This window comes from Succinatimonas hippei YIT 12066, assembly GCF_000188195.1.
GTDB classification, from domain to species: domain Bacteria; phylum Pseudomonadota; class Gammaproteobacteria; order Enterobacterales; family Succinivibrionaceae; genus Succinatimonas; species Succinatimonas hippei.
The window spans coordinates 17,714-41,466 of record NZ_GL830982.1; the positions used below are offsets into that span (position 1 = coordinate 17,714).

Genomic DNA, 23,753 nt, shown 5'->3' on the forward strand with positions numbered 1-23,753 from the left:
CGTGTATAAAAATACTATATTAGTTGAGTTGTTCTCAAGAGAACTTATACATACATTATTCATATAATGTAGATTTTTTAAAAAACTGATATCATTTTGTTTTTTATCGTAAAATTTGACTGATCCTTACGGGATGAAATTCTGATAAGAGCGGTGTTCTTTGAGCGTATGTAATTCATATACCACTCATAAAAGGCATGTATTCCCTGTTCAATTGAGATCTGCGGATTAAAACTGAAATCATGCTGTAGACGCGAGATGTCAGCGTAGGTACAGCAAACATCACCAGGCTGCATGTTTTCCATCTTAAGTATCGCTTTACGTCCGGTTTCTTTTTCGATTGTTTCTATGAAGTCCATCAAGGCTACCGGGCTTGAGTGTCCAATATTATAAATCTGATGAGGCACGGCCTCATTTGCCGGATGTTCAAGCAAAAGCAATATTCCGCATATCACGTCATCTATGTAGGTGAAGTCACGCTGCATGTTGCCGTGATTAAACACATGTATCGGTTTACCTTCCAATATGGATTTCATAAAAAGAAAAGGAGCCATGTCCGGGCGGCCCCACGGACCGTAGACTGTAAAAAAGCGTAAACCGGTGGCGGGAATTCCGTATAATTTGCTGTAAGAATAGGCCATGAGTTCGTCTGCCTTTTTCGTTGCAGCATAAAGACTAACTGGTTTATCCGTTTTATCTTCCTCTTTGTAAGGTATGTGATCACTCATTCCGTAAATGCTGCTTGAACTTGCATATATAAGATGCTTTACCGGATGGTGTCTGCAATTTTCAAGAATGTTAAGGAAACCGTAGATGTTGCTTTCCACATAAGCAAAAGGATTTTCTACTGAATAGCGGACGCCTGCTTGACCCGCAAGATTAATCACAATGTCAAACTTTTCTTTTACAAACAAGGAGTTCATAGAACTGCGGTCTGTTAAGTCCATTTTCATGAAACGATATAAAGGTGTTTTCTTACTTTCAGTAAGTTTGTCTTCATTAATTGCGTTTGTCTCTATTCCTGCATCGGATAACCTTGCGTATTTTAAGTTTTGGTCATAATAAGAATTGATATTGTCTATTCCTACAACCTCGTGTTCTTTGTTCAACAAGGCTTTAACTAAAGCTGCTCCTATAAATCCTGCAGATCCTGTAACTAATACCTTCATCATTTACCTCTTTTTTCCCCATTTGTTATCAGATAAATGTTTCTTAAATAGATAATGACGCCGAACATCTGCCCTACAATAAGCACGAGGTCAGCTCGTAAGCATCCGTACATCAGAATGAGAAATGATCCTATAAGGCTTATCAGCCAAAAGCCTTCAGGCAGTTGCGATTCTTTTTTCTTGCGAGAATACAGCCACTGATAAATAAAGCGCATCGTGAACAGCACTTGTCCTATTGATCCGAATATCAGCAGCCACGGTTTAACTTCATCATTAAATAAAAACTCATCGGCAAAACTTGCCGCATCTTTCATAACAAAAGCAATGGCTATGAGTGGGGTACACAGCAAAATGACGCGTATGGGGGCGTACAGATTATGCCAGACACCTTTTATGTTTAGGTTCCATATATAAATGTAATAGGATATGAACTGCCCCAAAATAATAGCGAAGTCATTTCTAAGCCATCCGTAGATGCAAAGCAGGTAAGAACCAATAAGACTAAACGCCCAGAAAAGACTGGGAGATAGAACTTTGCGAGCTCTTTCGGATAATATCCACTGCACCAAGATGCGGGCTGAGAAAAAGGCCTGGGCAAGGAAGCCTATGGATAATATGAAAATGGTGCTATCCATTTTTTTGCTCTAAATAATTTTCTTCAGTAATCATGTAATTGATGTAGCGTTTTTTCATCCAGCGATAAGCAAAACAATCCAAGAAAGGTGAAATCAGCCTGTTCCATAAATGGTATTTAGATACGCCGTTCACGCGAGGGAAATGACGGATTGTGACTTGCTTTATTTTGCCTCCCTGCAACAGTATTAAAGCCGGAAGAAAACGGTGCATTCCTGTAAAAAACGGAATACGTTTGGCATTTTGAGTGCGTATGACTTTTAAAGGGCAACCGGTGTCCTGAACTCCGTCATTTGTCATTATTCTGCGAAATCCGTTGGCTATGCGTGACTGCATCTTTTTAAAGAAAGAATCTTGGCGTTTTGCGCGGATCCCGATCACTATTTCGTAGTCACTTATGTATGGAAGCAGCAGGTTGAAATCAACGGGAGCAGTTTGCAGATCTGCATCCATATATCCAACGAATTTTGATTCGGTAGCATCAATACCGGCTTTCAAAGCAGCGCTTAATCCGCCGTTATGCGCTAAGGCAAGAAAAAAGAAATCGTTATTCCTGTTGCATATTATCTTTATTCGTTGCAGACTGTCATCTGTGGATCCGTCGTCTACGAACATTACACAGGTTTTATAAAGTGATTGCGGTAAAAAAGATGACAATTGCTTTTCTAAGTCATCAATGTTGCTTTCCTCATTAAAAACAGGAACGATGACGGTCAGTTCGTAATCCGAGGTTCTGTTTGTAGTTTCCATTTTTCCCTCTCTTATCGGATCTTTTTTATGCAAAGACGGTTTTCCTTATTCAAGGAAGATGACGGCATATTTTCCGACTGTCCAAGACTCTTTGATTTCAAATGAACTCAAGTGGCTTACGGGCAACATCAGTACCGTGTTATGGAGTAAGTGTGTTTTTGCTTCTTCTGAATCCGGTATGATTTGAACCGGATTTCCTAAATAGACATCAATGTTTTCGGCTCTTCTAACGTTCCAGGCGGCAAAATTTGTTGTCTCTTTTCTTTCTGCTATATTCTGTGCCGTTTGACACAAATCTTTATATCCAATCCATGGGTTGATGGAAGGGAGTGCCCAACCTAGCATATATAGAGTGCAGGTAAAGCTGATTGCAAGCATGCGTATTCCGACGTACACATCTTTTTGCAGCCGAGAAATGTTATGTAATGCCATTAATCCGCTTGCGGCTAAAATCGCAGCTGCAGCATAAACCGCCCAATGTCTTAAATAAGTGAGGTCGCTAAACAATGAGAGGAATATGACTGTGGGCAGCACTATGACAAATAACGCAGCCGGTATGGCAAAAAGAATATTTATCCATACTTTGTCTTTAAATCGCGGTAAATACAGTACTGCAAGGTAGACCATAAACGGAAATGCAGGCAGCATGTAGATTTCTAATTTTGAACTTATAAGCGAAAGTACAATAAAGGTTGTAAGGGCAACGGTGCAGTAAAAACGCTGCAGTTGCGTTAAGATAAGTCTTTTGCCAAGCGCTGCGACAAGCAGTCCTACAACGAGAAATGACCAGGGAGCCAAGGAATACCATATGGTCTTACAATAATAGTAAAACGGTTCTTGGTGGCGGAATGAATTTACCGCACGATCCAAGGTTTGGTGGAACAGGAGGTTGTTAAGATAATCTTTTCCGCCTTCAAGGAATACGGCACTAAACCAGATAATGCAGCCTACTAATAAAACTCCCCAGGTTCGCCATCCCCAATATTTGCCGATTTGTTTTATTTTTCTTGTCCATAAAAGGAAAACAACTGTAGAACATAAGGGAACAAGCAATCCGACAGGGCCTTTGGTGAAAATGGCAAGAAATATGTAAATAGGAAACAGCCAGGACGCTTTTTTGTCAAGTTGGGGTGTTGTCGCCATTTGATAAAAAGAGCGCAGTGCCAGGACTATGAATAGGCACATCAGCATGTCCATGCGTAAGGTAACGGCTAGCCCTGTAAAAAAGGCGCTCGTTAGGAGCATCATTCCTGCGATGTTCCTGTTATTTTCACCAAGTTCAGGTTCTGTCCATTTGTCCATTATTTTGACAATTGCAATTGCCGGAATGAGCGAGACCAAGGACAAAAACAACATTTGATGGCTGTTAAAAAGCCATTTGCTTAGCATGACAAACCATAAATAGAGCGGAGGTTTGTCGGTATACGGTTCACCGTGATTGGTAAAGGAAAAAAATGTATGGTTGCGCAAAGCCTCATCGGCAATGCTGAGATATCTCAACTCATTGGTCGGGGTAAAATCGCGTAAAACCAATATAGGCAATAATGCCAGACAAAACACAATGTAATACGCGTTTTTTTCAAAAAATTTCGCTGCCATGCTCAGTTTTTTTTCAGGTTTATAAAAAAGCCCGTTTTTTAATACTTGAAACAAGTATATGAACTGATTTTGGAGAAATTTTGGAGAATTTTAGAACGTGACGATAAAAATATGTTTTTTATCAAAATAGCAGTATTTTATTGCCCGGTCGTGATATTTGCAGATAGTTTTTGCAACGGATAGACCCGCATCGTTGCCTTTTTGGGAGAAATTTTGGAGAAACTTAGAACGTGACGATAAAAATATGCTTGTTATCAAAATAGCGGTATTTTATTGCCCAACCGTGATATTCGCAGATGGCTTTTACAATGGATAATCCCAACCCATTGCCTTTTACTTTTTCAGAGGGACGGTAAAAGCGGCTGAAGATTAATTTATCGTTAAGTGCCGGTTCATCTGAAGTATTGGATATGGCAAGTTCTCTATCTGAGACGAAAATGGAGATCTCTCCTTGAGGTCGATTGTGGCGGACGGCATTGACGATAAGATTATTCACAAGACTTTCCAGTAGCGTACGATTGGCACGGATTGTCAATGCAGTGTTATTAAATTCTTGATGCAGGGAAACATCGCCGGTAACGTTTTGCAGAAAAGGCATTAATTTTTCGATAAAAGAAGATAAATTAATATCTTCCATCTGCTGATATTGCCTGTTGTCTATTTTGACGAGCAAAAGCAAGCTGCGGTTTAAACGCGCAAGACGATTTGATACTTCGTAAAGTCTTTGTATTATTTCAGCCTGGGCTTTAGTCAATTTCGGTTGCTGCAGTAAGAGATCAAGCTGACTTTGGAAAACCGCAAGAGGAGTCTGCAATTCGTGAGAGGCGTTTTCCGTAAACTCTTTTTGCGTTTTGTAGCTATTGATGCTGTTTTGCATCAATGACTGTAATGTTTTGTTAAGACGGGCAAATTCTGCCACATCGGAGTCAGGTAATGTTGGCAGGACCTCGTTTTCTAGTCTGAAACTCTCCAAACGGCGCAAGGTTTCTTCAAAAGGTTTCCACATACGTGCGGTGATAAAGCGCAGCGTCAGTATAATTGCCGCAGCCAGTACCAACATTATGACGCCGAATTGAATCATTACGCCTTGAATTATATCTTCTTCAAGATCAAGCGTAGGGATAGGTTTGCCTTTGTTTACTGCCTGAATGATATTAATCATGTCTTCAGCGTAGAAACTTTCAGTTAGAAAATAAAATAACGGCAAGGCAAGCAACAGCAAGACTGCAATACAGCCGACGAAAGATAACAGCAACTTTTGGGCAAGGCTTTTTCTTTTTAATTTTCCGTCCATTTATATCCGGCTCCATACACTGTTTTGATGCAACTCTTTATGCCAGACTTTGCCAGTTTTGCTTTTAAGTTTTTTATATGCGAATAGATAAAATCATGATTATCAAGCAAGTCGGACATTTCTCCGCTAATGTGTTCGGCAATGGATGCTTTTGAAACAACTCGGTTTTTATTACTTATAAAAAAGAGCAAGAGCTCATACTCTGTCCTTGTCAGCAATATAGATTGATCATTTATTTTTACCGTTTTGCCGAGAAGGTCTATTTCTATATTGTTACTGTAAAGTGTATTGTTTGAGGCAAAAGCTTTGCGCCTGATGATTGCATAGATACGCATTGAAAGCTCTGCTAAATGAAACGGTTTGGGCAAATAATCGTCAGCACCGATTTCCAATCCTTTCACTTTGTCGTCTAAAGAATCTTTTGCCGATACGATGATTACGCCTGCCGGATTATGGCGGCGACGGATATCGCGAAGGATATCTAAGCCGTTTCCTCCTGGCAACATCAGATCAAGTAAAACGCAGTCATAGTCGTAGAGGTCCAATTTTATTTGAGCCTCCTCATAGGTGAAAGCTTGTTCGCATACATAATTTTCGGAACTTAGATACGTCACGATATTGTTTGACAGTTCCTTTTCATCTTCGATAATTAACAGTTTCATTTCATTAAAATAATGTCGCTGTGTTTTATTAACTCAAATTTTGCCTTAAACACTGGCTATGCGCTTTTGTTATTGTATCTGATATGTTCGGTTGATTTTTATGACAATAGTAGAAGTCGAGCGTTTTTAATTAGCAGTATGTTATGAATCAAGATTATTTGCTACCGCAAAAGTATTTTTACGGTAGCTTCTAGATATTATTTTAAATTTTCTTTGAAAAATTGTTCAATTTTATCAAAGGGAATTTTATCCATTTGATCATACAGATCAACGTGGTTGGCTTTTTTACTATGTAAAGCTCCTTAGGAAACTCAGCTTGTTTATAAGCATCCTAACTGAAATATTTTGAATGTGCTTTTTCTCCTGCGATAAACAGCGTCGGGCGCGGAGAAATATCTGCTAGTTGAGCGAAAGGATAGAAGTTGGATAATGCCGGTATTCTGGTATATCTTATACCTGCATAACGAGGGTGCTGACCGCATTCCGGATTACGGTAGTAGTTAAAGAATTCTTTTTGTATTTCATTGGCATTATCAGGTAATTTTTCAGGAGTACTGAATCTAACTCTTGCTTCACGTCAGAAAATATGACGCTGATTCTCAGCACCAAAAGAAATATCGTTTGATTGTTCTCTAGGGGTAGATTCAGGGCCGATAGGATTGTTAATGCCGTTTGCTTTACGCATTTTGAGTGTTTTAATGAAAGCTTTTAGCGCATTAACGCTGCGGGAAAATCCGCAGTAGGCGTAAGTCTGAATTCATACTTCTTTGATTTCATTAATTGTAAGACCTGAATCCAAACCGGTGTTTAATGCAATTTTAAGTCCCGAAATGTCACCTTTTGCGGCACTTCCGCTGATTGCTTATCATTGGACGCTGCTTTTTTACAAAACAGAATTAAAAGAAGATATTAAGAATTTAATAATCGTTGTTTAGCTCTTTTTAAGTGACTTTAGGCAAAAAACCGATCCCAAGCAGACAAACAGGACTCCTTTCCAGAAAGTAAAGGATAAAGGCGTGTTGAGCATTAACGATGACACAAGCGTCGATAAAATCGGGATGAAATAAGAAAGGACTGCAAGGACTCTGACGTTGCCGCAAGCCATGCCTTTGTTCCATGCCGCATAGCCAAGACCGATTGCCGCTCCGGCGCACAGTAAGGCTAAAGCGGTTTTTAAATCAAAATTCACAGCATAGGTATTAAATGTTAGTCCGTAAGACCAAAGCACGAGGGCGATAAGCAGTAAAAAGAAGGTGATGGAAGTTTGTCCTTTGGAAATTTTAGCGGTGACTGAGCAATAGATTGCCCATAAGAAAGCAGCAACGGTTGCAAAGATGTAGCTTAAAGGATTTGAACTTAAATTTTTTAGGATCTCATCTAAATTAAAATCATATTCCCCGCCTAGAACGGTACAGATCCCGTACATGGAGCAGCAGATCCCGATAATAATCCATATCCGTATTTTTTGATGGTTAAGAAAGGTTGAGAAGATCACGACTAAGGCGGGCCATAAATAATTTAAGATAGCAACTTCAATTGCCTGACGGGAGTTTTCGGCAAAGCTTATGGATAAAGACAGTAGAATTTCGTATGCGACAAAAAGGATACTGCCTAAAATTAAATAAGAACGCGGAAAAGACGATAAACGCGGGAACCCCGTGCAGATTAAGGTAATGACAAAGGCAACGGCATAAATTGAAGCCGGACCTAAAAGGGGACCAAGCCCGTCGCTTACTATGCGCATGAGCCCTATAAGAGTGCTCCACAATAAAATTGCGCAGATGCCGATTAAAGTACCGTGAGATATTTGCATACGAATTATTCCTAAAAAACGAGAGTATTTTACGCTTGGCTTTTGTAAATGTAGTTTTGTCTTTTTACTTTTCTTGAAAAAAGAAGTATTAATCTGTTTAAATGAAACGGCCTATATTTAGAAAAAGATTTGTAAGAGGCTTTTAATGGAACTTGTGTACGTATTTCACAGTGGTTTTGCGGTATTAAGCGATAAGGCAAGTTTACTTTTTGATTATTATGAGGACACGGATAAAGATTATGGTTTCGTCCATGAAGAATTATTAAAGCGTCCTGAGCCTTTATACGTGTTTTCAAGTCATTTTCATCAAGATCATTTCAATCCCGAGATCTTCAAATTTAAAGAAAAGAAAGACAATATCGTTTATATCTTATCGGCAGATATTGCACGTAAGCGTTCTAAATACGTAAAAGATCAGGATTATATAAAGTTAAGAAAAGGCGGCAGCTTTGAAGATGATCTGATTAAGGTGAAAGCTTTCGGTTCTACCGATATCGGAGTTTCCTTTGCCGTAAATCTTGAAGGGAAAGAGATCTTTCATTCAGGCGATCTTAATAATTGGCACTGGATGGATGAAAGTACGCAGGAGGAATGGCAGGGATATGAAAAATCATATCTTGATGAACTTTCATATATAAAAAAAGACAAACGGTCTTTTGATTTAGTGATGTTCCCAGTAGATCCTAGGCTTCATGAAGAAAAATCCCGAGGTGCAAGACAGTTTTTAGAGGCTTTTAACGTTAAGGTATTGGCACCAATGCACTTTTGGGATAAACCTGAGGATGATGAAAAACTTCTGCAAAGTGCCAAAGAGCATGATGTTCTTCTTTTAAATATTAAAAAGCGCGGTCAGAAATTTTCATTGCCTTGGTAAAATATTGGCAGAAAAGAAAACAAGGAGCGGTTATGCAGGTTAAAGGCAGATTCGATCATTTCAACATCAACGTTACGGATTTAGATAAAAGCATCGCTTTTTATAAAAAAGCTTTAGGACTTAGCGAGATAAGACGCAAGGAAGCATCCGACGGATCTTTTACCTTGGTTTATTTAGGTGATGAAGCTACCTCTTTTTCTTTAGAACTTACTTATCTTAAAGACAGAAAAGAGCCATACGAGCTTGGCGACAATGAGAGTCATCTGTGCCTGCGCGTTGAAGGTGATTATGATGAAGTACGCAAGTTTCATAAAGAAATGGGCTGTGTGTGCTATGAAAATGAGAAGATGGGGCTTTATTTTATTCACGATCCGGATGATTGCTGGATTGAAATTTTACCGGTGAAATAAGCAATGCCTGATTTTTCAAGAATAAGCTGGAAAGTAAAACCCGGAGTAAATTTTAAGTGTGCTTTAACAAGACCTTCCATGCCTTTATCTGACGTTTATATTGATATGGAAGCTGAGTTTCCCTACATTAAAGGATTAAATCAGTTTCTTTTAAGTAAAAACATTAAAACCGCAGCTTTTGTTAAAGATGCGGAATATGACGCAAATTGCGTTGTGCTGGTTCGCATGGGAACTAAGGTCAAGGGAGATGCTGTCGTGTTTTATTTAAATGAAGACAAGGCAGAATTGTGGAACTTTTTAAAAGAACGCTTTAAGGGCAGATTGTGACGGATTCAAGATTAATTGAATGCAAGGTCCTTAAAGAAGAGCCTACAAAGGATCTTCTTGAAGAACTTTACGCTATCGAAATAAGCGCGCATAAATCGCCGTGGACTTTTGACGGTATTGCAAAAAGTTTTAACGGCAATATCGTTATAGGCTGTTTTTTAGATAAAAAGCTCGTTGGTTTTGCAGTTATGCAGACGGTGCTTGATGAGTCCGAGCTTTTAACTATCGGAATTATGCCTGAATTTCAGGGACGAGGCCTTGGCAAAAGCCTTTTGTCAGCGGCTTTATCTGAAGTTAAAAAGCGCGGGGCTAAAAAATGTTTTTTAGAGGTAAGAGTTTCAAATCTTCCTGCTCTTTCCTTATATGAAAAGACCGGTTTTAAAAAAACCGGCATACGTAAAAACTATTACGTTAAAACCGCAGTTTTACCTGCTGAAGATGCTTATACCATGGTTTCAGAACTTTAATTTAATAAGGTCTGCGGAAATTTTACGGTTTATTCTTTTTCACCGTTGTTATCTTTCATATATCAAATTAGATTCGTGTCTATTTTTGTGCACTTTTCGTGCATTATTCTTTTCATAATTGCGATACACATCATCCTTTTGCCGCGCGCTGGACCATATCTAACTTTTAAGCGTTTATAATAATTAATTTGTAGAATCAGACATTTGTTCTGTCTAGTGACTATTGACTATAACAAAGGCTTTAAAGCCTTAATAAATGTAGGATTAAGCCATGCTCATAGGTATTCCAAAGGAAAGTTTACACGGTGAGACCAGAGTGGCCGCCACTCCCGATACCGTAACTAAACTTATAAAGTTGGGCTTTGAAGTAGCAGTTCAGAGCGCGGCAGGTGCTGCCGCCAGCTTTGATGATGCCGCTTATGAAGCTGCCGGCGCAAAGATCGCCAAAGGCAACGATGTTTGGAACAGTGACATCATTTTCAAAGTAAATGCTCCCAATAAAGATGAAGTTAAGCTGTTAAAAGAAGGTCAGACCCTTGTAAGCTTTATTCGTCCTGCCCAGAATGAAGATTTAGTCGCAGCATTAAACGCCAAGAAGGTCAATGTCCTTGCTATGGACATGGTTCCGCGTATTTCCCGCGCCCAGGCTCTTGACGCTTTGTCATCAACTGCCAACATCAGCGGTTATCGCGCTGTAATCGAAGCTGCTCATGAATTCGGTCGTTTCTTTACCGGTCAGGTTACCGCAGCAGGTAAAGTTCCTCCTGCAAAGGTAATGGTAATCGGTGCCGGCGTTGCCGGTCTTGCCGCTATCGGTGCAGCTCACTCCTTGGGCGCAATCGTTCGCGCGTTTGATACCCGTCTTGAAGTAGCCGATCAAATTAAGTCCATGGGCGGTGAGTTCTTGAAGCTTGACTTTAAGAATGAAGACGGCAGCTCATCAGACGGTTATGCCAAGGTAATGTCCGATGAATTCATCAAAGCCGAGATGGAGCTTTTTGCAAAACAGGCTAAAGAAGTCGACATTATCATTACCACCGCTGCAATTCCGGGTAAGCCTGCTCCTCGCCTTATCACCAAGGAAATGGTCGAGAGCATGAAATCAGGCTCCGTAATCGTTGACTTGGCAGCCGCTACCGGCGGTAACTGCGAGTTGACCAAGGCAGGTCAGGTATTTACTACCGACAACGGCGTTAAGATCATCGGTTATACCGATCTTGCAGCTCGTCTGCCGGCCCAGTCTTCACAGCTTTATTCAACTAACCTCGTTAACTTGATGAAGCTTTTGTGCAAGAACAAAGACGGCCAGATCAACATTGATTTTGAAGACGTCGTTCTGCGCAATATGACTGTTACCAAAGACGGTGAGGTCACCTTCCCGCCTCCTAAGATCAGCGTTTCAGCAGCTCCTGCAGCAAAGCCTGCCGAGCCGCCTAAGAAAGTTGAGCAAAAACAGGTTTCTCCTAAGCTTAAGAGATTCTGCGTCTCCATTTTGGTTGTCGCTTTCGCTCTTATCGGCTTGTTTGCTCCTGAGAAATTCTTGCCGCACTTTACCGTGTTCGTATTGGCCTGCGTCGTAGGCTACTACGTAGTTTGGAATGTTACCCATTCCCTCCATACTCCGCTTATGTCGGTCACTAACGCTATTTCAGGCATTATTGTGGTCGGCGCGATGTTGCAGGTAAGCTCGGGCAGTGTCGTTATCGGTATTTTGGCCTTTATCGGCGTGCTCATCGCTTCAATCAACATTTTCGGCGGTTTTGCCGTAACACGCCGCATGCTGGCAATGTTCAAGAAGCAGTAGTGTAGGTCGGAGGATATAAGAAAAATGGAATTCGGAATTGTTCATATGGCCTATATTTTGGCCGCACTGCTGTTCATCATGGCGTTAGCCGGATTGTCCAAGCAGGAAACCGCCAAAATGGGATGCTTCTCCGGCATGGTCGGTATGACCATTGCATTGCTGGCAACTTTTGCCCAGGTTGAGACCCCCACAGGCTTTATCCTTATTATCGTCGCCATGGCAATCGGTGCCGGTATCGGTATCTACGTTGCCCGCAAAGTCGTTATGACCCAGATGCCGGAGCTTATCGCCTGCTTGCACAGCTTCGTAGGTTTGGCTGCTGTTTTGGTCGGTTATAACACTTTCTTAGAGTTAGGTGCCGTAGCTCCTGAGACCGTAACCATTCCGGTCGGTGCTACCGAAGCTCAGGTTGCCGCTATTATGGCTGCCGCAAGCGAGGCTGCCGCCAATGTCGGTACCACCATGTCCCGTGCCGAGCTCAACACTCACTTAGTTGAGATTTTCCTCGGCATTTTCATCGGTGCCGTAACCTTCACCGGCTCTATCGTCGCATACGGCAAGTTAAACGGTACTTATAAGTTAAGAGTCTTCAAGTCCGCTCCTCTCGTTATCCCGGGCGGTCATTGGCTTAACTTAGCTGCCTTGGTTGTATCTTTGTTCTTGATGATTTGGTTCATGGCCGCCTCTCAGGCTTCCATCGTTCCGCTTGTCATCATGACTCTTATTGCCTTGGTCTTTGGTGTACATTTGGTTGCCGCAATCGGCGGTGCCGATATGCCGGTCGTTATCTCCATGCTTAACTCCTATTCAGGATGGGCCGCTGCCGCATCAGGATTTATGTTAAGCAATGACCTCCTTATCGTAACCGGTGCTTTGGTAGGTTCTTCAGGTGCTATTCTCTCTTACATCATGTGTAAGGCTATGAATCGCTCCTTTATTTCCGTTATCGCAGGCGGCTTCGGCAACGAAGGTGCTGCAGCATCAGGCGATGAGGAAATGGGCGAGTATCATGAGTTAAAGCCTAATGAAGTTGCTGAACTCTTGAAGAATTCAAGCTCCGTCATTATCGCTCCGGGCTATGGTATGGCCGTATCCCAGGCTCAGGCTGCTGTCGCTTCCTTAACCGAGAAATTAAAGGCTCGCGGCATTGAAGTTCGCTTTGCCATTCACCCGGTTGCAGGTCGTCTGCCCGGTCACATGAACGTATTGCTTGCTGAAGCCAAGGTTCCTTACGATATCGTATTTGAAATGGATGAAATCAATGACGATTTCGAGAACACCGATACCGTACTCGTTATCGGCGCTAACGATACCGTAAACCCTGCAGCTTTAGAGAACCCGAACAGCCCGATTGCCGGCATGCCGGTACTCGAGGTTTGGAAGGCTCGCAACGTTGTCGTCTTCAAGCGTTCCATGAACGCAGGTTACGCCGGTGTACAGAACCCGTTGTTCTTCAAGGATAACACTGCAATGTGCTTCGGTGACGCCAAGAAGACCGTTGAAGAGATCGTTGCAGATCTTGATAAATAATTAATGCGTTGACCTGTTTTTAGGTTTAATCATTAATAGAAATAACCTTCGCAGTAGTGATATTGCGAAGGTTTCTTTTTGCCCTAAAAAGGGTAAGGCGCAAAAAACAGGAAAGGAATGGAGTATAACGGAGGAGAATTTAAGAGCAGGTGAAACAATGGATTATTCTCACAGCCAATGGATAATGTTCTTTTTTTGTTACAGTGTACTCGGATGGATATGGGAAGTATGTTATGAAGGGGTAAAACAGCATTTTTTTATTAATCGCGGTTTTTTGCACGGTCCTTATTTGCCGATTTACGGCATTGGTGCAATTATCATTTTGCAGATCACGCTGCCCCACTATGAGCACAAATTTATCGTTTTTGTTTTGGGAATGCTGTCAGCTTCAATTTTGGAATTTCTGACAGGCTTTTTGCTTGATCGCTTTTTTCATCTGCGATTGTGGGATTACCGCAATTGCTTTGCCAATGTCGGCGGCTATATATGTGCAGAGTGTTCAATAGTTTGGGGGCTGTTTGCTTTATTTTTAGTGTATTTTCTGCATCCTGAAATTGAAAAAGCGATATCGGCTCTAAGTCCTAAATTATTGGATTGGAGCGCAATGGTTTTGACTGTAATTTTTACTTACGATTTTGCCGATTCCTTTAAAAACGCCAGCGGCGTCAAGACATTGCTTAAAGACATCCATGCCAATAATTCAGTCATGGATAAATTAAGCGATGATATAAATAATTTCATTGGCAAATTAGCCTTTGCATCAGACGAACTAAAGCAAAATCTTGGCAATGTTGTTTTGGAAAAAGAAAAACCGTGCTTTGATGTTCGGGAAAAATTAAGCAAAAAGGCTCGCATGATGACGGCAATTGCCAAACATCGCGGCAATTTGTTAAATCTAGTCAATTACTTAAATCAAAAAGCGGATGTATGCCTTGAGCATTTAGAAAAGCTCAAAGGTAAAAAGATTATTACCGCAAATCAATTTACCGTGATGAAAGATGAGATCAATTCCTTCAAGCGTCATCTTAAGATTGCCGAGTGGAATATGGCAGCTCTTACGGAAAAAGATTATAAGACGGCTGTAAAGCTTATAGCCCGCAATCCCGGATCTTTTTCCAAACAATTTCCGCAGGAGTTTGATGCTCTGCGATCTTTGGGCAGTCACAAATAGACTATAACTTCCAGCGCCAGTGGCGAATGATTTCCTTTTCGACTTCATCAACGATGATTTTGATGCTGTGCTTTTTAAAGGTTTTTCCGACGATGATTAGTCCAACGGAAATCAATATCAGAACAATACCGATAAAAAGGTGCAAGGTCATGCTTTCGTGCATGACAAGACAGCCGATAATTACGGCGGTAAGAGGTTCAAGCGCCCCCATTACCGCAGTAGGAGTGGAGCCGACGCTTTCTACGGCAATTGTCATCAAATTAAGAGAAATGATTGTAGGTATCAAAGCCAGCATCAGACAGTATCCCCACATCGGGAAGCTTTGGGGCGGCATAAGCGAAGATCCGGAATCAAACAGGGTATAGATGAATATAGTTGCAAGACATGAAAGGAGCACATAAAAAGTCATTTTTTCTGCTGACATGACAATGCCCGAGCGATTGATGACAATAATGTAAAGAGCGTAAGTAAGTGCTGAAATTAAAACCAAAATGACGCCTGCGGTATTTACTTGTCCTGAGTTGTCACCAAAATACAGCATGGCAATCCCGGCAAAAGATAAAGTGATGGATAAAATCGTAAGCAGGGTGATTTTTTCTTTAAAAAATATCGCCATTATGACAGCCACCATGACCGGATATATGAACAAAATGGTAGCGGCAATGCCTGCACTCATATAATGAAAAGCGATAAAGTATGTAAGTGTTGAAGCGGCAAATAAAAAGCCCAGTATCGCTGTGACTTTAAATTCTTTTAAGGAAATATTAAGCGGCTTTTTTTGTAATATCATCAATATCAACAAAATTATTGCCGCAAGAGCAAAACGGTTAAACAGGGCGGATGCGGCATTCATTCCTAAATTCATTAAGCTGACGCCGTAAAAAGGACTTAATCCGTAGCATGAAGCTGCGATAATTCCGCAGATATAACCTTTGGCTGTTGAATTCATGATGCTGCAGCTTTTTATTTTACAGAGAAGTTTCTTAATAAGTTTTTTCAATATTCTAGAAGTTAAAAATTAACTTTGTGCAAAAGCTGAAAAATCTTCCAAAAAGGTGCAAAAAATACCGCATTAGGCTGCGGTATTAATAAGAACTTTTCTCTTTTGGCTTAAAGTATTAGGAGGTTGTCTCTTTCTCGTCAGAGTGCTTTAGATTAACCCACACGCACGGCGTGTTTGCAGCAACGCAAGAGCCGCTTGCTGAGGTAAGTTTCTCGATATCGCCAGAGGATCTTACGACAATCATGGAAATGACTGTTGATTTTAATTTGTTGGCAATTGCGGCACTGTTTACCTGCAAAATAGGATCGCCTTTTTTTACCGTATCGCCGATTTTAACTTCAGAGCTGAATCCTTTTCCGGCAAGTTCGATTGAGCCGATGCCAAAAGAAACGTAAACCTCAAGACCTAAGGCAGTTCGGATGGAAAAAGCCGATTTTGAGGATAAAAGACGGGCGATTACACCGTCGCACGGAGCGTAAATCGTTTCGCTTTCAGGCATGATAGCAACGCCGTCGCCGATAATTTTTTCTGAAATTACGATGTCAGGAACCTCGGATAAAGGCAATAGGGTTCCTGAAGCCGGAGCGTACAGGGTGAGATCCGCGCTGTCTTCGCTTTGATGAAAGTGAAAAAGATTGGACAAAAAGGACATGATCACACCGTAAAGTTAAGGTTGTTAATAAGATCGGCAAGCTCTCTACCGCTTGCAAGCTCCATGATTTGCTCATAGAGCTTAGGGGAGTAGTTGTCATTTGCCGAGTTGAGATCAAGGCGTTCAATCGCGCTTCTTACTTTGGGAATTGAGTAAGAATCTACCGTGATGTAATTAACGCCTAAGTTTAAGAAAAACGGCAGCAAATCCACGCGGGCGGCAAAGCGTCCTGCTATTGCTGCTGGAACTCCGGCTTGAGCCGCGGCATTGCAGGCCATGGCAATCATTTTGGCAAGAGCCGGGGTAAACGAGACGTCAGGAACACGCGGGGCGCTTGCATATTGGGCAAGGGAGCTTGTTCCGATGAAGAATCTTGACGACATTTTGGCAAAGGCCGATGCGGATAATACCGCAGCCGGGGTTTCAATCATCAGCGCCGTGCTGACGTCGCCGTGCGGCAATTCCTCTTCATTAAGTTCGTCAATGCACATTGAGCATAAGTCGTTTAAGTATTTAACTTCGCTAACCCTTGTTACCAGAGGAAAAACCAGAGTAAGTTTGCGATCGACCGCGGCACGCAGCAATGCTCTTATTTCGGTTTTTAAAAGCTCGGTGCCGACGTTGGCTCCGTATCCTAAAAGCGGTCCTTTATCATCGGTTTTAACCGCAAAGAGCGGCTTTTTATCTCCGGCAAAATCAAAGGTACGGGCAGAAAGCGGCTTGTCTTTAGGGAATTTGTCAAAAAGCGGCGCGAAGATTTCAATCATCTCATCTTCGGTAGGCTCTTTAGCGTTGCCTAAAAATAAAAACTCAGAGCGCAGCAACCCAAGGCCGTGAGAGGCAAGCGAGGGTGAAAGGTTGAGTTCGCGCGTGGCACCGATGGAAGGAGCTACCGTGATATTAAGCAGCGAATCATCTTCAAGATCGTCATTAATCGGATTGTTTTCATGCAAAAGCTCAAAGGCGGTATCCGACGGCGGTTCAACCATGACGACGCCGTTATTGGCGTCGACTAAAACCTGTTCGCCGTTTTTAATTCCGGTGGCCCCGATGACCGAGAAAATAGACGGGATATGCAGTTCGCGCAGCACGGTTCCTAGGTGTCCTGACGACAGACCGCCTTCTAAAATTACCGCACTGACTAAATCCGTCCTTAAGCACAAAAAGCGGGCGGGCGTAAGATCGCTTGCGACAATTACTGTCGGAACGGTTAAAGTCGGAACTTCAAAAGTTCCTGAGTCAGATTGTGTCAAAGTGGAAATAAACTCTTTGGCAAGAGCTTTTAATTCTCGCTCCTGGGCTTTTAACTCAGGGTCGGAACTGTGTTCAAATGCTTTTAAATTTTCAAAAAGAATGATTTTTGCGGCTTTGGCTGCAGATGCTCCGCTGAGAATTAAAGAGATAATCGCGTCAACATTTTTAGAGTTGGTAATAAATCCTGCGGCAGCACCGAACAAGTCGCGAACCGAGTCAGGGGCTGGCCCTGCGGTTACTTGATGAAGTCTTGTGGCAAATTCGTTGCTGGCCTTTTTGAATTTAGCGATTTCACTTTCACTGTCAAAGACTTTTTCTTCATCCTGAGAATCAAAGCTTACGGCCTTATTCATAATTAACGCGGGGCCGGCGCCTACGCCTTCTGATACGGTCATGCCGTTTAAGGTGTACATAATTTACTCCTTATCAAGCGTAAAGCTTTTTTGTATCTGCAAGTAATATTTGGTACCGGCGCAAACGGCTGCCGGAGGCAAAATAAGATTGATGATGGGAATGGAAATGCCGATGGAGACAATCATGCCGAAAATGAAGGTTGACAGCCTATTGTCACGTAAATCCTTGCGCATTAAGGCAAAAGCGGTTTTGTGATTGTCATAGGCATAGTCGCAGTACTGAAGGCAAGCCATCCATGCGGTAAGCAGAAACCAGAGAATTGGGGATATAACGTTAAGCCCCGGGATAATGGTGATGATAAGGCATAAAAGGGCGCGAGGCAGGAAAAAGATCTGTTTTTGCGCTTCACGCTTTAAGATGCGGGGCACATCCTTTATCGCATCCATTACGGTATCGTCATTGGCGTTTTTGCCGGTAAGCATTTTCTCGACTTTGTCGGAAAGAAAGCCGTAAAAGGGGGATGCGATGATGGTCGCTACGGTGGAGAAAAAGTAGCATCCGACAAAGCCTAAGACAATGGCAAGAATAGTGGAGAGAATATATGCCACGAATTTCAGGAAATCAGGCCAATTGTCGGCCAGTCCGAAAATAAAATCGTTTAAATAAGAAAAAATAAAGTATCCGCCAAGCGACATGACGAAAATGTTAATGATAATAGGAATAATGACAAAAGCGCGGCATTCTTTGGAAAAAGCGATTTTAACGCCGTCTATAAGATGATTTAAGGTATCGGAAATGGAGATTTCCTGGTTAATGCTGTTTTTGAACATCGCAAAATCTCAATCGTTATTATTAAATTTCTTAAATTTTAACTCAAAATTGGCGGTCTCTAATTTTTCAGGATCGCAAATAGGAATTTTTTAGCGTTTTAGCTAAAAATAAACGGCTTTAATTGTGTTTATTAAGTTAACGTTAAGCGAAAAACAGTTTTTTTGTTTTAAAAAAGCCGTTTTTAAAATATTGTGCGCCATAAAGTTTATTTACGCTTAAATTAAAAGTTTTTTTTAATTTTCTATATAATTATTACGGATATGGATGTAGGAGCTTTAAGATGTCTTTAAGCACAGTAAGCGCAGTAATTCTTATTATCGGTGCAATCGCGATCATTGCTTTTGTTATTCACGGTTTGTGGTTTTCCGAAAAGGCCGGCAATCGTAGATTGCGTAAAGATAACGGGGATGACGCCAAGATTTTGGATGCTAAAAATGTCGGAAAAGTACGCATTGTAACCGCCGATGCCGAAACTTCAAAGATTCAAATTGAAGACTCTCCAAAAGCAGGATCTGAAGATAACGCAGAGATTGAGAATGAAGAGCTTAGCGTACGCAAGAGCTATGATTTTAATGTCGTAGCCAATGCCGATCGTCCTTTTGTCGGAACCGAAATTGAAAGTTTAATGAACGAATACGGCTTTGTGCGCGGCAATATGGATATCTATTATGTTTATGAAGATCCGAGCCGCAGATTAAACGAAGTCTTCCGTATCTGCTCTTTAAAAGCTCCGTATTCTTTCCCGCAGGATATGCGCGGTTTTACCACTCCCGCGATGGCTTTGTTCATGAATCTGCCTGAGCGCGGTAAAGGCGTTGCCTATATAAGAGCCATGCGCATGGCCGCCAATCTTTTTGCCCAGAATTTAGGCGGAACTATTCAGGACAATCATCACAATATCATTACTGATGAAGATTTTGACAAGATGGAAGAGGCTTTAGCAGCTTATGATGCCGGTAAAGATCCTTCTGATTATGATGATATGCCTGCATCAATCTAATAAAAAATCCAATCCGTTGAATTTAGAAGATCCCTGTTTAGTGCAGGGATTTTTATTTTGGAGCATTTGCTTTAGCGGTAAAGCTTAGATTAATTAAATGCAGAAGATTTAATCTGTTATTTTTTATTGTGGCTTTTTCCGGCATCAGGCGTTTGTCTTATTCTTGTTTGTTTAATTGCCGCCTTTTTCTTTCCTAAAAAATCCGTGTTATATCTTTGCGGCGCATTCGCAATTGCCCTTATTTTCTTTATATGAATTTTTGACATCAAACCAAGGCTAAATAGCTTAAAATTAGAGAAATTAATTAACTTCATAAAAAATTAAGAGAAAAGCCGTGAGCGAGAAAAACTATTCTTATAAAGATCTGGTTGCATTATTAAACCGTTACGCCAAAGCCTATTATGTTGATGATGATCCGATTGTTACCGACAGTGAATACGATCGTCTTTATCGTCAGCTTGAAATCATGGAGCAGGCAGATCCGACAATCATATCGCCTGACTCTCCGACAAGACGCGTGGGCGGACAGGCTCTCTCGGCTTTTGCAAGCGTCACGCACCGCGTGCCGCTTTTGTCACTTGGCGATATTTTCTCTGTTTCCGAGCTTAATGATTTTAATGAAAGGATCTGCGATTTTACGCATGAAGAGAAGGTTGAGTATTGCGCTGAGCCCAAGCTTGACGGTCTAGCTGTTTCTTTAATTTATGAAAACGGTCTTTTGGTAAAAGCCGCAACTCGCGGTGACGGCCGCGTCGGTGAGGACATAACCGAAAACGCTAAAACCATCAAGGCGATTCCGCTGCGTCTTTCAGGAGAAAACGTTCCTTCATATCTTGATGTGCGCGGCGAGGTGTTTATGCCGCGCGACGGTTTTGAAAAGTGGAATGAAAGGGCAAGACAAAACGGCGGCAAGGTTTTTGCCAATCCGCGCAATGCCGCGGCAGGAAGCTTGCGTCAGCTTGATTCAAAAATTACGGCTAAACGTCCGCTTACTTTTAATGCTTATTATATAGGTGAGTGCAGTAACGAACTTCCGGATACCCAATATGACAGACTCATGAGCGTCAAAGGCTGGGGGATCCCGGTAAATCCGCTTATAAAGAAAGTATACGGTATTAAAGGATTAAGCGATTTTTATAATGATATTCTGCAAAAGCGTCCCGGTCTTAATTACGACATAGACGGAGTGGTTCTTAAGGTAAATTCCATTCCCGTCCAGGAAGATATGGGTTTTACCGCGCGTACTCCGCGGTGGGCGATTGCTTATAAATTTCCTCCTGAGGAAGAAATAACGCGTCTTTTGGATGTTGAGTTTCAGGTCGGAAGAACCGGAGCGGTAACTCCGGTTGCCCGTCTTGATCCTGTTTATGTGGGCGGAGCTACGGTTTCAAACGCCACTTTGCATAATGAAGATGAAATAAGACGCCTAAATCTTATGATTGGCGATTACGTTATCGTAAGACGCGCGGGCGACGTTATTCCGCAGGTGGCAGGGGTAGTGCTTGAAAGACGTGAGAAAGATAAGGTAAAGCCTATCGTTTTCCCGACCGAATGTCCCGAGTGCGGCTCACTTATTGAAAGAGTTAAGGGCGAGGCGGTAGCGCGCTGTTCAGGCGGTCTGGTGTGCCCGGCGCAGCTTAGGGAGAGCGTATTGCATTTCGTAAGCCGCAACGCCATGGATATCGAAGGCTTTGGCGATCGCATCGTCGAGCAGCTGGTTTTAAGCGGCAAGGTAAAGTCAATTGCCGATCTTTATTCTCTTGGTGAAAATGATTTAGCTTCATTGGTTCTTGATGACGGTTCGCCTGAGCGTAAGCCGCGCCTTTTAGGCATGATTACGGCTAAAAAGTTAAAGGCCGCTATCGAAAAGTCCCGCACTATCGCCTTAAACCGTTTTATCTATGCTTTAGGCATTAGAGAGGTTGGCGAATCCACGGCGCTTACTTTGGCAACTCATTTTGAGACTTTAAATGACATCATGCGCGCAAGCGTTGAGGATTTAATGAAGCTTCCCGATATCGGTGTTGTGGTGGCAAATCATATCTATGACTTTTTTAAAGAGCCGCATAACCTTGATATTATCGAAAGATTGGTTCCATCTGCAGATATTCCGTTGTTTTCGGCAGGTCTTACGCTTTTGCCCTGTGCGCAGGCAAGCGTGCAGACGGCTCAGTCTATGCCGCTAATGGGTCAGACTTATGTTCTAACAGGTACTTTGTCAATTATGGACAGAAATAAAGCTAAAAATCTCTTGCAAAGTCTCGGAGCAAAGGTTTCAGGCTCGGTTTCAAAGAAAACTTATGCGGTTATTGCCGGAGCGGATCCCGGTTCAAAGCTTGTAAAAGCGCAGGAGCTGGGCGTAAAAGTGATGACAGAGGATGACTTTATCGCACTTTTAAAAGAGCACGGTTTAAGTGAAGCTTAATTAATTTTTTAATATTTAAGTTTTTTATTAAAGGCGGCACGACAAAATATGTGCCGCCTTTATTTTGGGCGTAAGGCTTTATGCTTTTTAATTTTTTAGGTGAGACAAAAAGACGCTTTTTCCGATGACAAAAAGACAAAAAAATTAAAATTTAATTTATTCTTAACAATCAACGCTTTTTGATTTAACAATACTTTTTTAAATTAGCCTCAGTTAAAAAATTGAGGTTAAAGATATGAAATTAAATAAGATCGTTTTAGCTTTAGCTGTTGCCGTATGTGCTCCCGCTTTTACTGCCTGCACTGCAGCTAATGCCGGAAATACTGATTCTTCTTCCGTTATGACTCGTGCTGCTTTGGGGGATGTTACCCAGTATGCAGGTGCCCGCCGCTTAACCGGTGATATGACCGATAATTATCAGGCTGTTATTGATTTAGCTAAGAAAAAACACGCCAAGAACGTCATTCTTTTAATCGGTGACGGTATGGGTGACAGCGAAATTACCGCAGCCCGCAACTTTGCCAAGGGCGCCGGCGGCATGTTTGAAGGCCTTGATTCACTTCCTTTTACCGGTCAGTACACTCATTACTCTTTAAATAAAGAAACCAAGAAGCCTGACTATGTAACCGACTCTGCAGCTTCTGCAACTGCATGGTCAACCGGTGTTAAATCCTATAACGGCGCAATCGGTGTTGACGTAAACGGCAAACCGCATGTTTCTTTACTTGAGCTTGCTAAAGCCAAGGGAATGGCAACCGGTGACGTTTCAACCGCTGAAATTGAAGACGCAACTCCGGCAGCTCAGATTGCCCACGTAGTTGCCCGTAAGTGCTACGGTCCTAAGAAGACCTCCGAGCTGTGCCCTGAAAACGCTTTGGAAAACGGCGGCAAGGGCGGTATTGCCGAGCAGCTTATCGATTTACGCCCTGACGTAACTTTAGGCGGCGGCCGCGCAACTTTTGCCGAAACCATCAAGGCAGGAGAATTTAAAGGTCAGACCTTGGAGCAAAAGGCTAAGGCAGTAGGCTACACCTATGTTACCAACCTTGATGAAATGAACGCCGTCACCGTTGCCAATCAGGATGCACCGCTTCTTGGCCTGTTCTCTGAAGGCAACATGCCGATCCGTTTGAAGGGCCCGCAGGCAACTTTACGCGGCAACCTCGATCTTCCTCCTGTAAAGTGCGAAGTTAATGATCGCGGTGAAGGCATGCCGACTTTAGCTCAGATGACTCAAAAAGCTATCGATCTTTTGAAAGTTAACGAAAAGGGCTTCTTCCTCCAGGTTGAAGGTGCTTCAATTGATAAACAAGCCCACGCTTCAAATCCTTGCGGACAGTTCGGTGAGACCATGGATTTGGATGAAGCCGTTAAAGTTGCAATGGACTTTGCTAAGGCTGACGGCAACACCTTGGTTATCGTAACCGCCGACCACGCTCACTCAACCCAGATTGTTTACCCTGACGCTCATTCCATGGGCTACACTCAGGCTGTTATGACCGCTGACGGCGCTCCGATGAGCATCTCTTATGCCAATAGCGAAGACGTAAATGATACCGGCCATACCGGTGCACAGCTGCGTATCGCCGCTTACGGCCCGGGTGCCTTGAACGTCTTAGGCTTGACTGATCAGACTGACGTATTCTTCACCATTAAGAATGTACTTCAGCTCTAATAAAAATTAAGCCACAAAAACTACAAGAAGAAAATTATATGCCTGCTTTGCCCGTG

General features: G+C 42.2%; 22 protein-coding genes. 10 read left to right on the plus strand and 12 right to left on the minus strand.

The genetic code is table 11. From position 1 onward, the window contains the following. Window positions 1-77 precede the first annotated feature (77 nt). The 7 genes from HMPREF9444_RS04355 to yddG all read right to left on the minus strand — a co-directional run bounded on the left by HMPREF9444_RS04355 (window position 78) and on the right by yddG (window position 7,920). Entirely contained in the window at window positions 78-1,169 is a 1,092-nt protein-coding gene (locus tag HMPREF9444_RS04355; protein ID WP_083801119.1) for an NAD-dependent epimerase/dehydratase family protein, read from the minus strand. Next, a complete protein-coding gene (locus HMPREF9444_RS04360) occupies window positions 1,169-1,804 on the minus strand; it encodes a lipid-A-disaccharide synthase N-terminal domain-containing protein (RefSeq protein WP_009143148.1) in 636 nt (211 codons plus the stop codon). The genes HMPREF9444_RS04355 and HMPREF9444_RS04360 overlap by 1 nt, the downstream gene beginning before the upstream one ends. Beyond that, the gene (locus tag HMPREF9444_RS04365; RefSeq protein ID WP_040909221.1) at window positions 1,797-2,552 is read right to left on the minus strand and encodes a glycosyltransferase family 2 protein; all 756 of its coding nucleotides are present in this window, start codon (window positions 2,550-2,552) and stop codon (window positions 1,797-1,799) included. The genes HMPREF9444_RS04360 and HMPREF9444_RS04365 overlap by 8 nt, the downstream gene beginning before the upstream one ends. A 45-nt stretch (window positions 2,553-2,597) precedes the next feature. Further along, window positions 2,598-4,151 (minus strand): ArnT family glycosyltransferase, encoded by a 1,554-nt coding sequence (locus tag HMPREF9444_RS04370; RefSeq protein WP_040909222.1) that lies wholly within the window; start codon window positions 4,149-4,151, stop codon window positions 2,598-2,600. A gap of 223 nt (window positions 4,152-4,374) precedes the next feature. Continuing rightward, window positions 4,375-5,445 (minus strand): sensor histidine kinase, encoded by a 1,071-nt coding sequence (locus HMPREF9444_RS04375; RefSeq protein WP_009143152.1) that lies wholly within the window; start codon window positions 5,443-5,445, stop codon window positions 4,375-4,377. After that, the gene (locus tag HMPREF9444_RS04380; RefSeq protein ID WP_009143153.1) at window positions 5,430-6,107 is read right to left on the minus strand and encodes a response regulator transcription factor; all 678 of its coding nucleotides are present in this window, start codon (window positions 6,105-6,107) and stop codon (window positions 5,430-5,432) included. The genes HMPREF9444_RS04375 and HMPREF9444_RS04380 overlap by 16 nt, the downstream gene beginning before the upstream one ends. Before the next feature lie 931 nt (window positions 6,108-7,038). Next, on the minus strand, window positions 7,039-7,920 hold the full coding sequence (gene yddG / locus HMPREF9444_RS04385; protein WP_009143155.1) for an aromatic amino acid DMT transporter YddG: 882 nt from the start codon (window positions 7,918-7,920) through the stop codon (window positions 7,039-7,041). 145 nt (window positions 7,921-8,065) lie between these two features. On the opposite strand from yddG, the gene HMPREF9444_RS04390 reads away from it, so the two are divergent. The 7 genes from HMPREF9444_RS04390 to HMPREF9444_RS10515 all read left to right on the plus strand — a co-directional run bounded on the left by HMPREF9444_RS04390 (window position 8,066) and on the right by HMPREF9444_RS10515 (window position 14,503). Next, window positions 8,066-8,794 (plus strand): MBL fold metallo-hydrolase, encoded by a 729-nt coding sequence (locus tag HMPREF9444_RS04390; protein ID WP_009143156.1) that lies wholly within the window; start codon window positions 8,066-8,068, stop codon window positions 8,792-8,794. A 32-nt stretch (window positions 8,795-8,826) separates the two neighbouring features. Further along, on the plus strand, window positions 8,827-9,204 hold the full coding sequence (locus tag HMPREF9444_RS04395; RefSeq protein WP_040909214.1) for a VOC family protein: 378 nt from the start codon (window positions 8,827-8,829) through the stop codon (window positions 9,202-9,204). Between the two features lie 3 nt (window positions 9,205-9,207). Continuing rightward, complete coding sequence (locus tag HMPREF9444_RS04400; RefSeq protein WP_009143158.1) at window positions 9,208-9,531, plus strand: hypothetical protein; 324 nt, start codon at window positions 9,208-9,210, stop codon at window positions 9,529-9,531. Continuing rightward, entirely contained in the window at window positions 9,528-9,998 is a 471-nt protein-coding gene (rimI, locus tag HMPREF9444_RS04405; RefSeq protein ID WP_009143159.1) for a ribosomal protein S18-alanine N-acetyltransferase, read from the plus strand. The genes HMPREF9444_RS04400 and rimI overlap by 4 nt, the downstream gene beginning before the upstream one ends. A 271-nt stretch (window positions 9,999-10,269) precedes the next feature. After that, a complete protein-coding gene (locus tag HMPREF9444_RS04410) occupies window positions 10,270-11,802 on the plus strand; it encodes a Re/Si-specific NAD(P)(+) transhydrogenase subunit alpha (protein WP_009143160.1) in 1,533 nt (510 codons plus the stop codon). Window positions 11,803-11,826: 24 nt separating this feature from the next. Next, window positions 11,827-13,332: a Re/Si-specific NAD(P)(+) transhydrogenase subunit beta gene (gene pntB / locus HMPREF9444_RS04415; RefSeq protein WP_009143161.1), complete on the plus strand. Its 1,506-nt coding sequence runs from the start codon at window positions 11,827-11,829 to the stop codon at window positions 13,330-13,332. Between the two features lie 157 nt (window positions 13,333-13,489). After that, window positions 13,490-14,503 carry a putative ABC transporter permease gene (locus tag HMPREF9444_RS10515; protein WP_009143162.1) on the plus strand — a complete coding sequence of 338 codons (1,014 nt, stop codon included), beginning with the start codon at window positions 13,490-13,492 and terminating at the stop codon, window positions 14,501-14,503. 1 nt (window position 14,504) lies between these two features. Here the strand turns inward: HMPREF9444_RS10515 and HMPREF9444_RS04425 are convergent, their stop codons facing one another. From HMPREF9444_RS04425 to cysZ, 4 genes are all read right to left on the minus strand, one after another. Next, window positions 14,505-15,452 (minus strand): DMT family transporter, encoded by a 948-nt coding sequence (locus HMPREF9444_RS04425; RefSeq protein WP_040909215.1) that lies wholly within the window; start codon window positions 15,450-15,452, stop codon window positions 14,505-14,507. A gap of 169 nt (window positions 15,453-15,621) precedes the next feature. After that, the gene (locus HMPREF9444_RS04430; RefSeq protein WP_009143164.1) at window positions 15,622-16,158 is read right to left on the minus strand and encodes a PTS sugar transporter subunit IIA; all 537 of its coding nucleotides are present in this window, start codon (window positions 16,156-16,158) and stop codon (window positions 15,622-15,624) included. A 2-nt stretch (window positions 16,159-16,160) separates the two neighbouring features. Then, complete coding sequence (locus HMPREF9444_RS04435; RefSeq protein WP_009143165.1) at window positions 16,161-17,825, minus strand: putative PEP-binding protein; 1,665 nt, start codon at window positions 17,823-17,825, stop codon at window positions 16,161-16,163. 3 nt (window positions 17,826-17,828) lie between these two features. Then, window positions 17,829-18,596: a sulfate transporter CysZ gene (gene cysZ / locus HMPREF9444_RS04440; RefSeq protein ID WP_009143166.1), complete on the minus strand. Its 768-nt coding sequence runs from the start codon at window positions 18,594-18,596 to the stop codon at window positions 17,829-17,831. A 281-nt stretch (window positions 18,597-18,877) separates the two neighbouring features. On the opposite strand from cysZ, the gene HMPREF9444_RS04445 reads away from it, so the two are divergent. Further along, on the plus strand, window positions 18,878-19,597 hold the full coding sequence (locus tag HMPREF9444_RS04445) for a cell division protein ZipA C-terminal FtsZ-binding domain-containing protein (protein WP_009143167.1): 720 nt from the start codon (window positions 18,878-18,880) through the stop codon (window positions 19,595-19,597). Between the two features lie 116 nt (window positions 19,598-19,713). On the opposite strand, the gene HMPREF9444_RS04450 is transcribed toward HMPREF9444_RS04445, so the two are convergent. After that, on the minus strand, window positions 19,714-19,863 hold the full coding sequence (locus HMPREF9444_RS04450) for a hypothetical protein (protein ID WP_156791213.1): 150 nt from the start codon (window positions 19,861-19,863) through the stop codon (window positions 19,714-19,716). Between the two features lie 68 nt (window positions 19,864-19,931). On the opposite strand from HMPREF9444_RS04450, the gene ligA reads away from it, so the two are divergent. Continuing rightward, window positions 19,932-22,022 (plus strand): NAD-dependent DNA ligase LigA, encoded by a 2,091-nt coding sequence (gene ligA, locus HMPREF9444_RS04455; RefSeq protein WP_009143169.1) that lies wholly within the window; start codon window positions 19,932-19,934, stop codon window positions 22,020-22,022. A gap of 235 nt (window positions 22,023-22,257) precedes the next feature. Further along, the gene (phoA, locus tag HMPREF9444_RS04460; RefSeq protein WP_009143170.1) at window positions 22,258-23,697 is read left to right on the plus strand and encodes an alkaline phosphatase; all 1,440 of its coding nucleotides are present in this window, start codon (window positions 22,258-22,260) and stop codon (window positions 23,695-23,697) included. Window positions 23,698-23,753 lie beyond the last annotated feature (56 nt).

Coding starts and splice junctions, on each gene's coding strand:
- HMPREF9444_RS04355 (WP_083801119.1), bottom strand. CDS start 1,169: ATGAAGGTATTAGTTACAGGATCTGCAGGATTTATAGGAGCAGCTTTA.
- HMPREF9444_RS04360 (WP_009143148.1), bottom strand. CDS start 1,804: ATGGATAGCACCATTTTCATATTATCCATAGGCTTCCTTGCCCAGGCC.
- HMPREF9444_RS04365 (WP_040909221.1), bottom strand. CDS start 2,552: ATGGAAACTACAAACAGAACCTCGGATTACGAACTGACCGTCATCGTT.
- HMPREF9444_RS04370 (WP_040909222.1), bottom strand. CDS start 4,151: ATGGCAGCGAAATTTTTTGAAAAAAACGCGTATTACATTGTGTTTTGT.
- HMPREF9444_RS04375 (WP_009143152.1), bottom strand. CDS start 5,445: ATGGACGGAAAATTAAAAAGAAAAAGCCTTGCCCAAAAGTTGCTGTTA.
- HMPREF9444_RS04380 (WP_009143153.1), bottom strand. CDS start 6,107: ATGAAACTGTTAATTATCGAAGATGAAAAGGAACTGTCAAACAATATC.
- yddG (WP_009143155.1), bottom strand. CDS start 7,920: ATGCAAATATCTCACGGTACTTTAATCGGCATCTGCGCAATTTTATTG.
- HMPREF9444_RS04390 (WP_009143156.1), top strand. CDS start 8,066: ATGGAACTTGTGTACGTATTTCACAGTGGTTTTGCGGTATTAAGCGAT.
- HMPREF9444_RS04395 (WP_040909214.1), top strand. CDS start 8,827: ATGCAGGTTAAAGGCAGATTCGATCATTTCAACATCAACGTTACGGAT.
- HMPREF9444_RS04400 (WP_009143158.1), top strand. CDS start 9,208: ATGCCTGATTTTTCAAGAATAAGCTGGAAAGTAAAACCCGGAGTAAAT.
- HMPREF9444_RS04410 (WP_009143160.1), top strand. CDS start 10,270: ATGCTCATAGGTATTCCAAAGGAAAGTTTACACGGTGAGACCAGAGTG.
- pntB (WP_009143161.1), top strand. CDS start 11,827: ATGGAATTCGGAATTGTTCATATGGCCTATATTTTGGCCGCACTGCTG.
- HMPREF9444_RS10515 (WP_009143162.1), top strand. CDS start 13,490: ATGGATTATTCTCACAGCCAATGGATAATGTTCTTTTTTTGTTACAGT.
- HMPREF9444_RS04425 (WP_040909215.1), bottom strand. CDS start 15,452: ATGAATTCAACAGCCAAAGGTTATATCTGCGGAATTATCGCAGCTTCA.
- HMPREF9444_RS04430 (WP_009143164.1), bottom strand. CDS start 16,158: ATGTCCTTTTTGTCCAATCTTTTTCACTTTCATCAAAGCGAAGACAGC.
- HMPREF9444_RS04435 (WP_009143165.1), bottom strand. CDS start 17,825: ATGTACACCTTAAACGGCATGACCGTATCAGAAGGCGTAGGCGCCGGC.
- cysZ (WP_009143166.1), bottom strand. CDS start 18,596: ATGTTCAAAAACAGCATTAACCAGGAAATCTCCATTTCCGATACCTTA.
- HMPREF9444_RS04445 (WP_009143167.1), top strand. CDS start 18,878: ATGTCTTTAAGCACAGTAAGCGCAGTAATTCTTATTATCGGTGCAATC.
- HMPREF9444_RS04450 (WP_156791213.1), bottom strand. CDS start 19,863: ATGTCAAAAATTCATATAAAGAAAATAAGGGCAATTGCGAATGCGCCG.
- phoA (WP_009143170.1), top strand. CDS start 22,258: ATGAAATTAAATAAGATCGTTTTAGCTTTAGCTGTTGCCGTATGTGCT.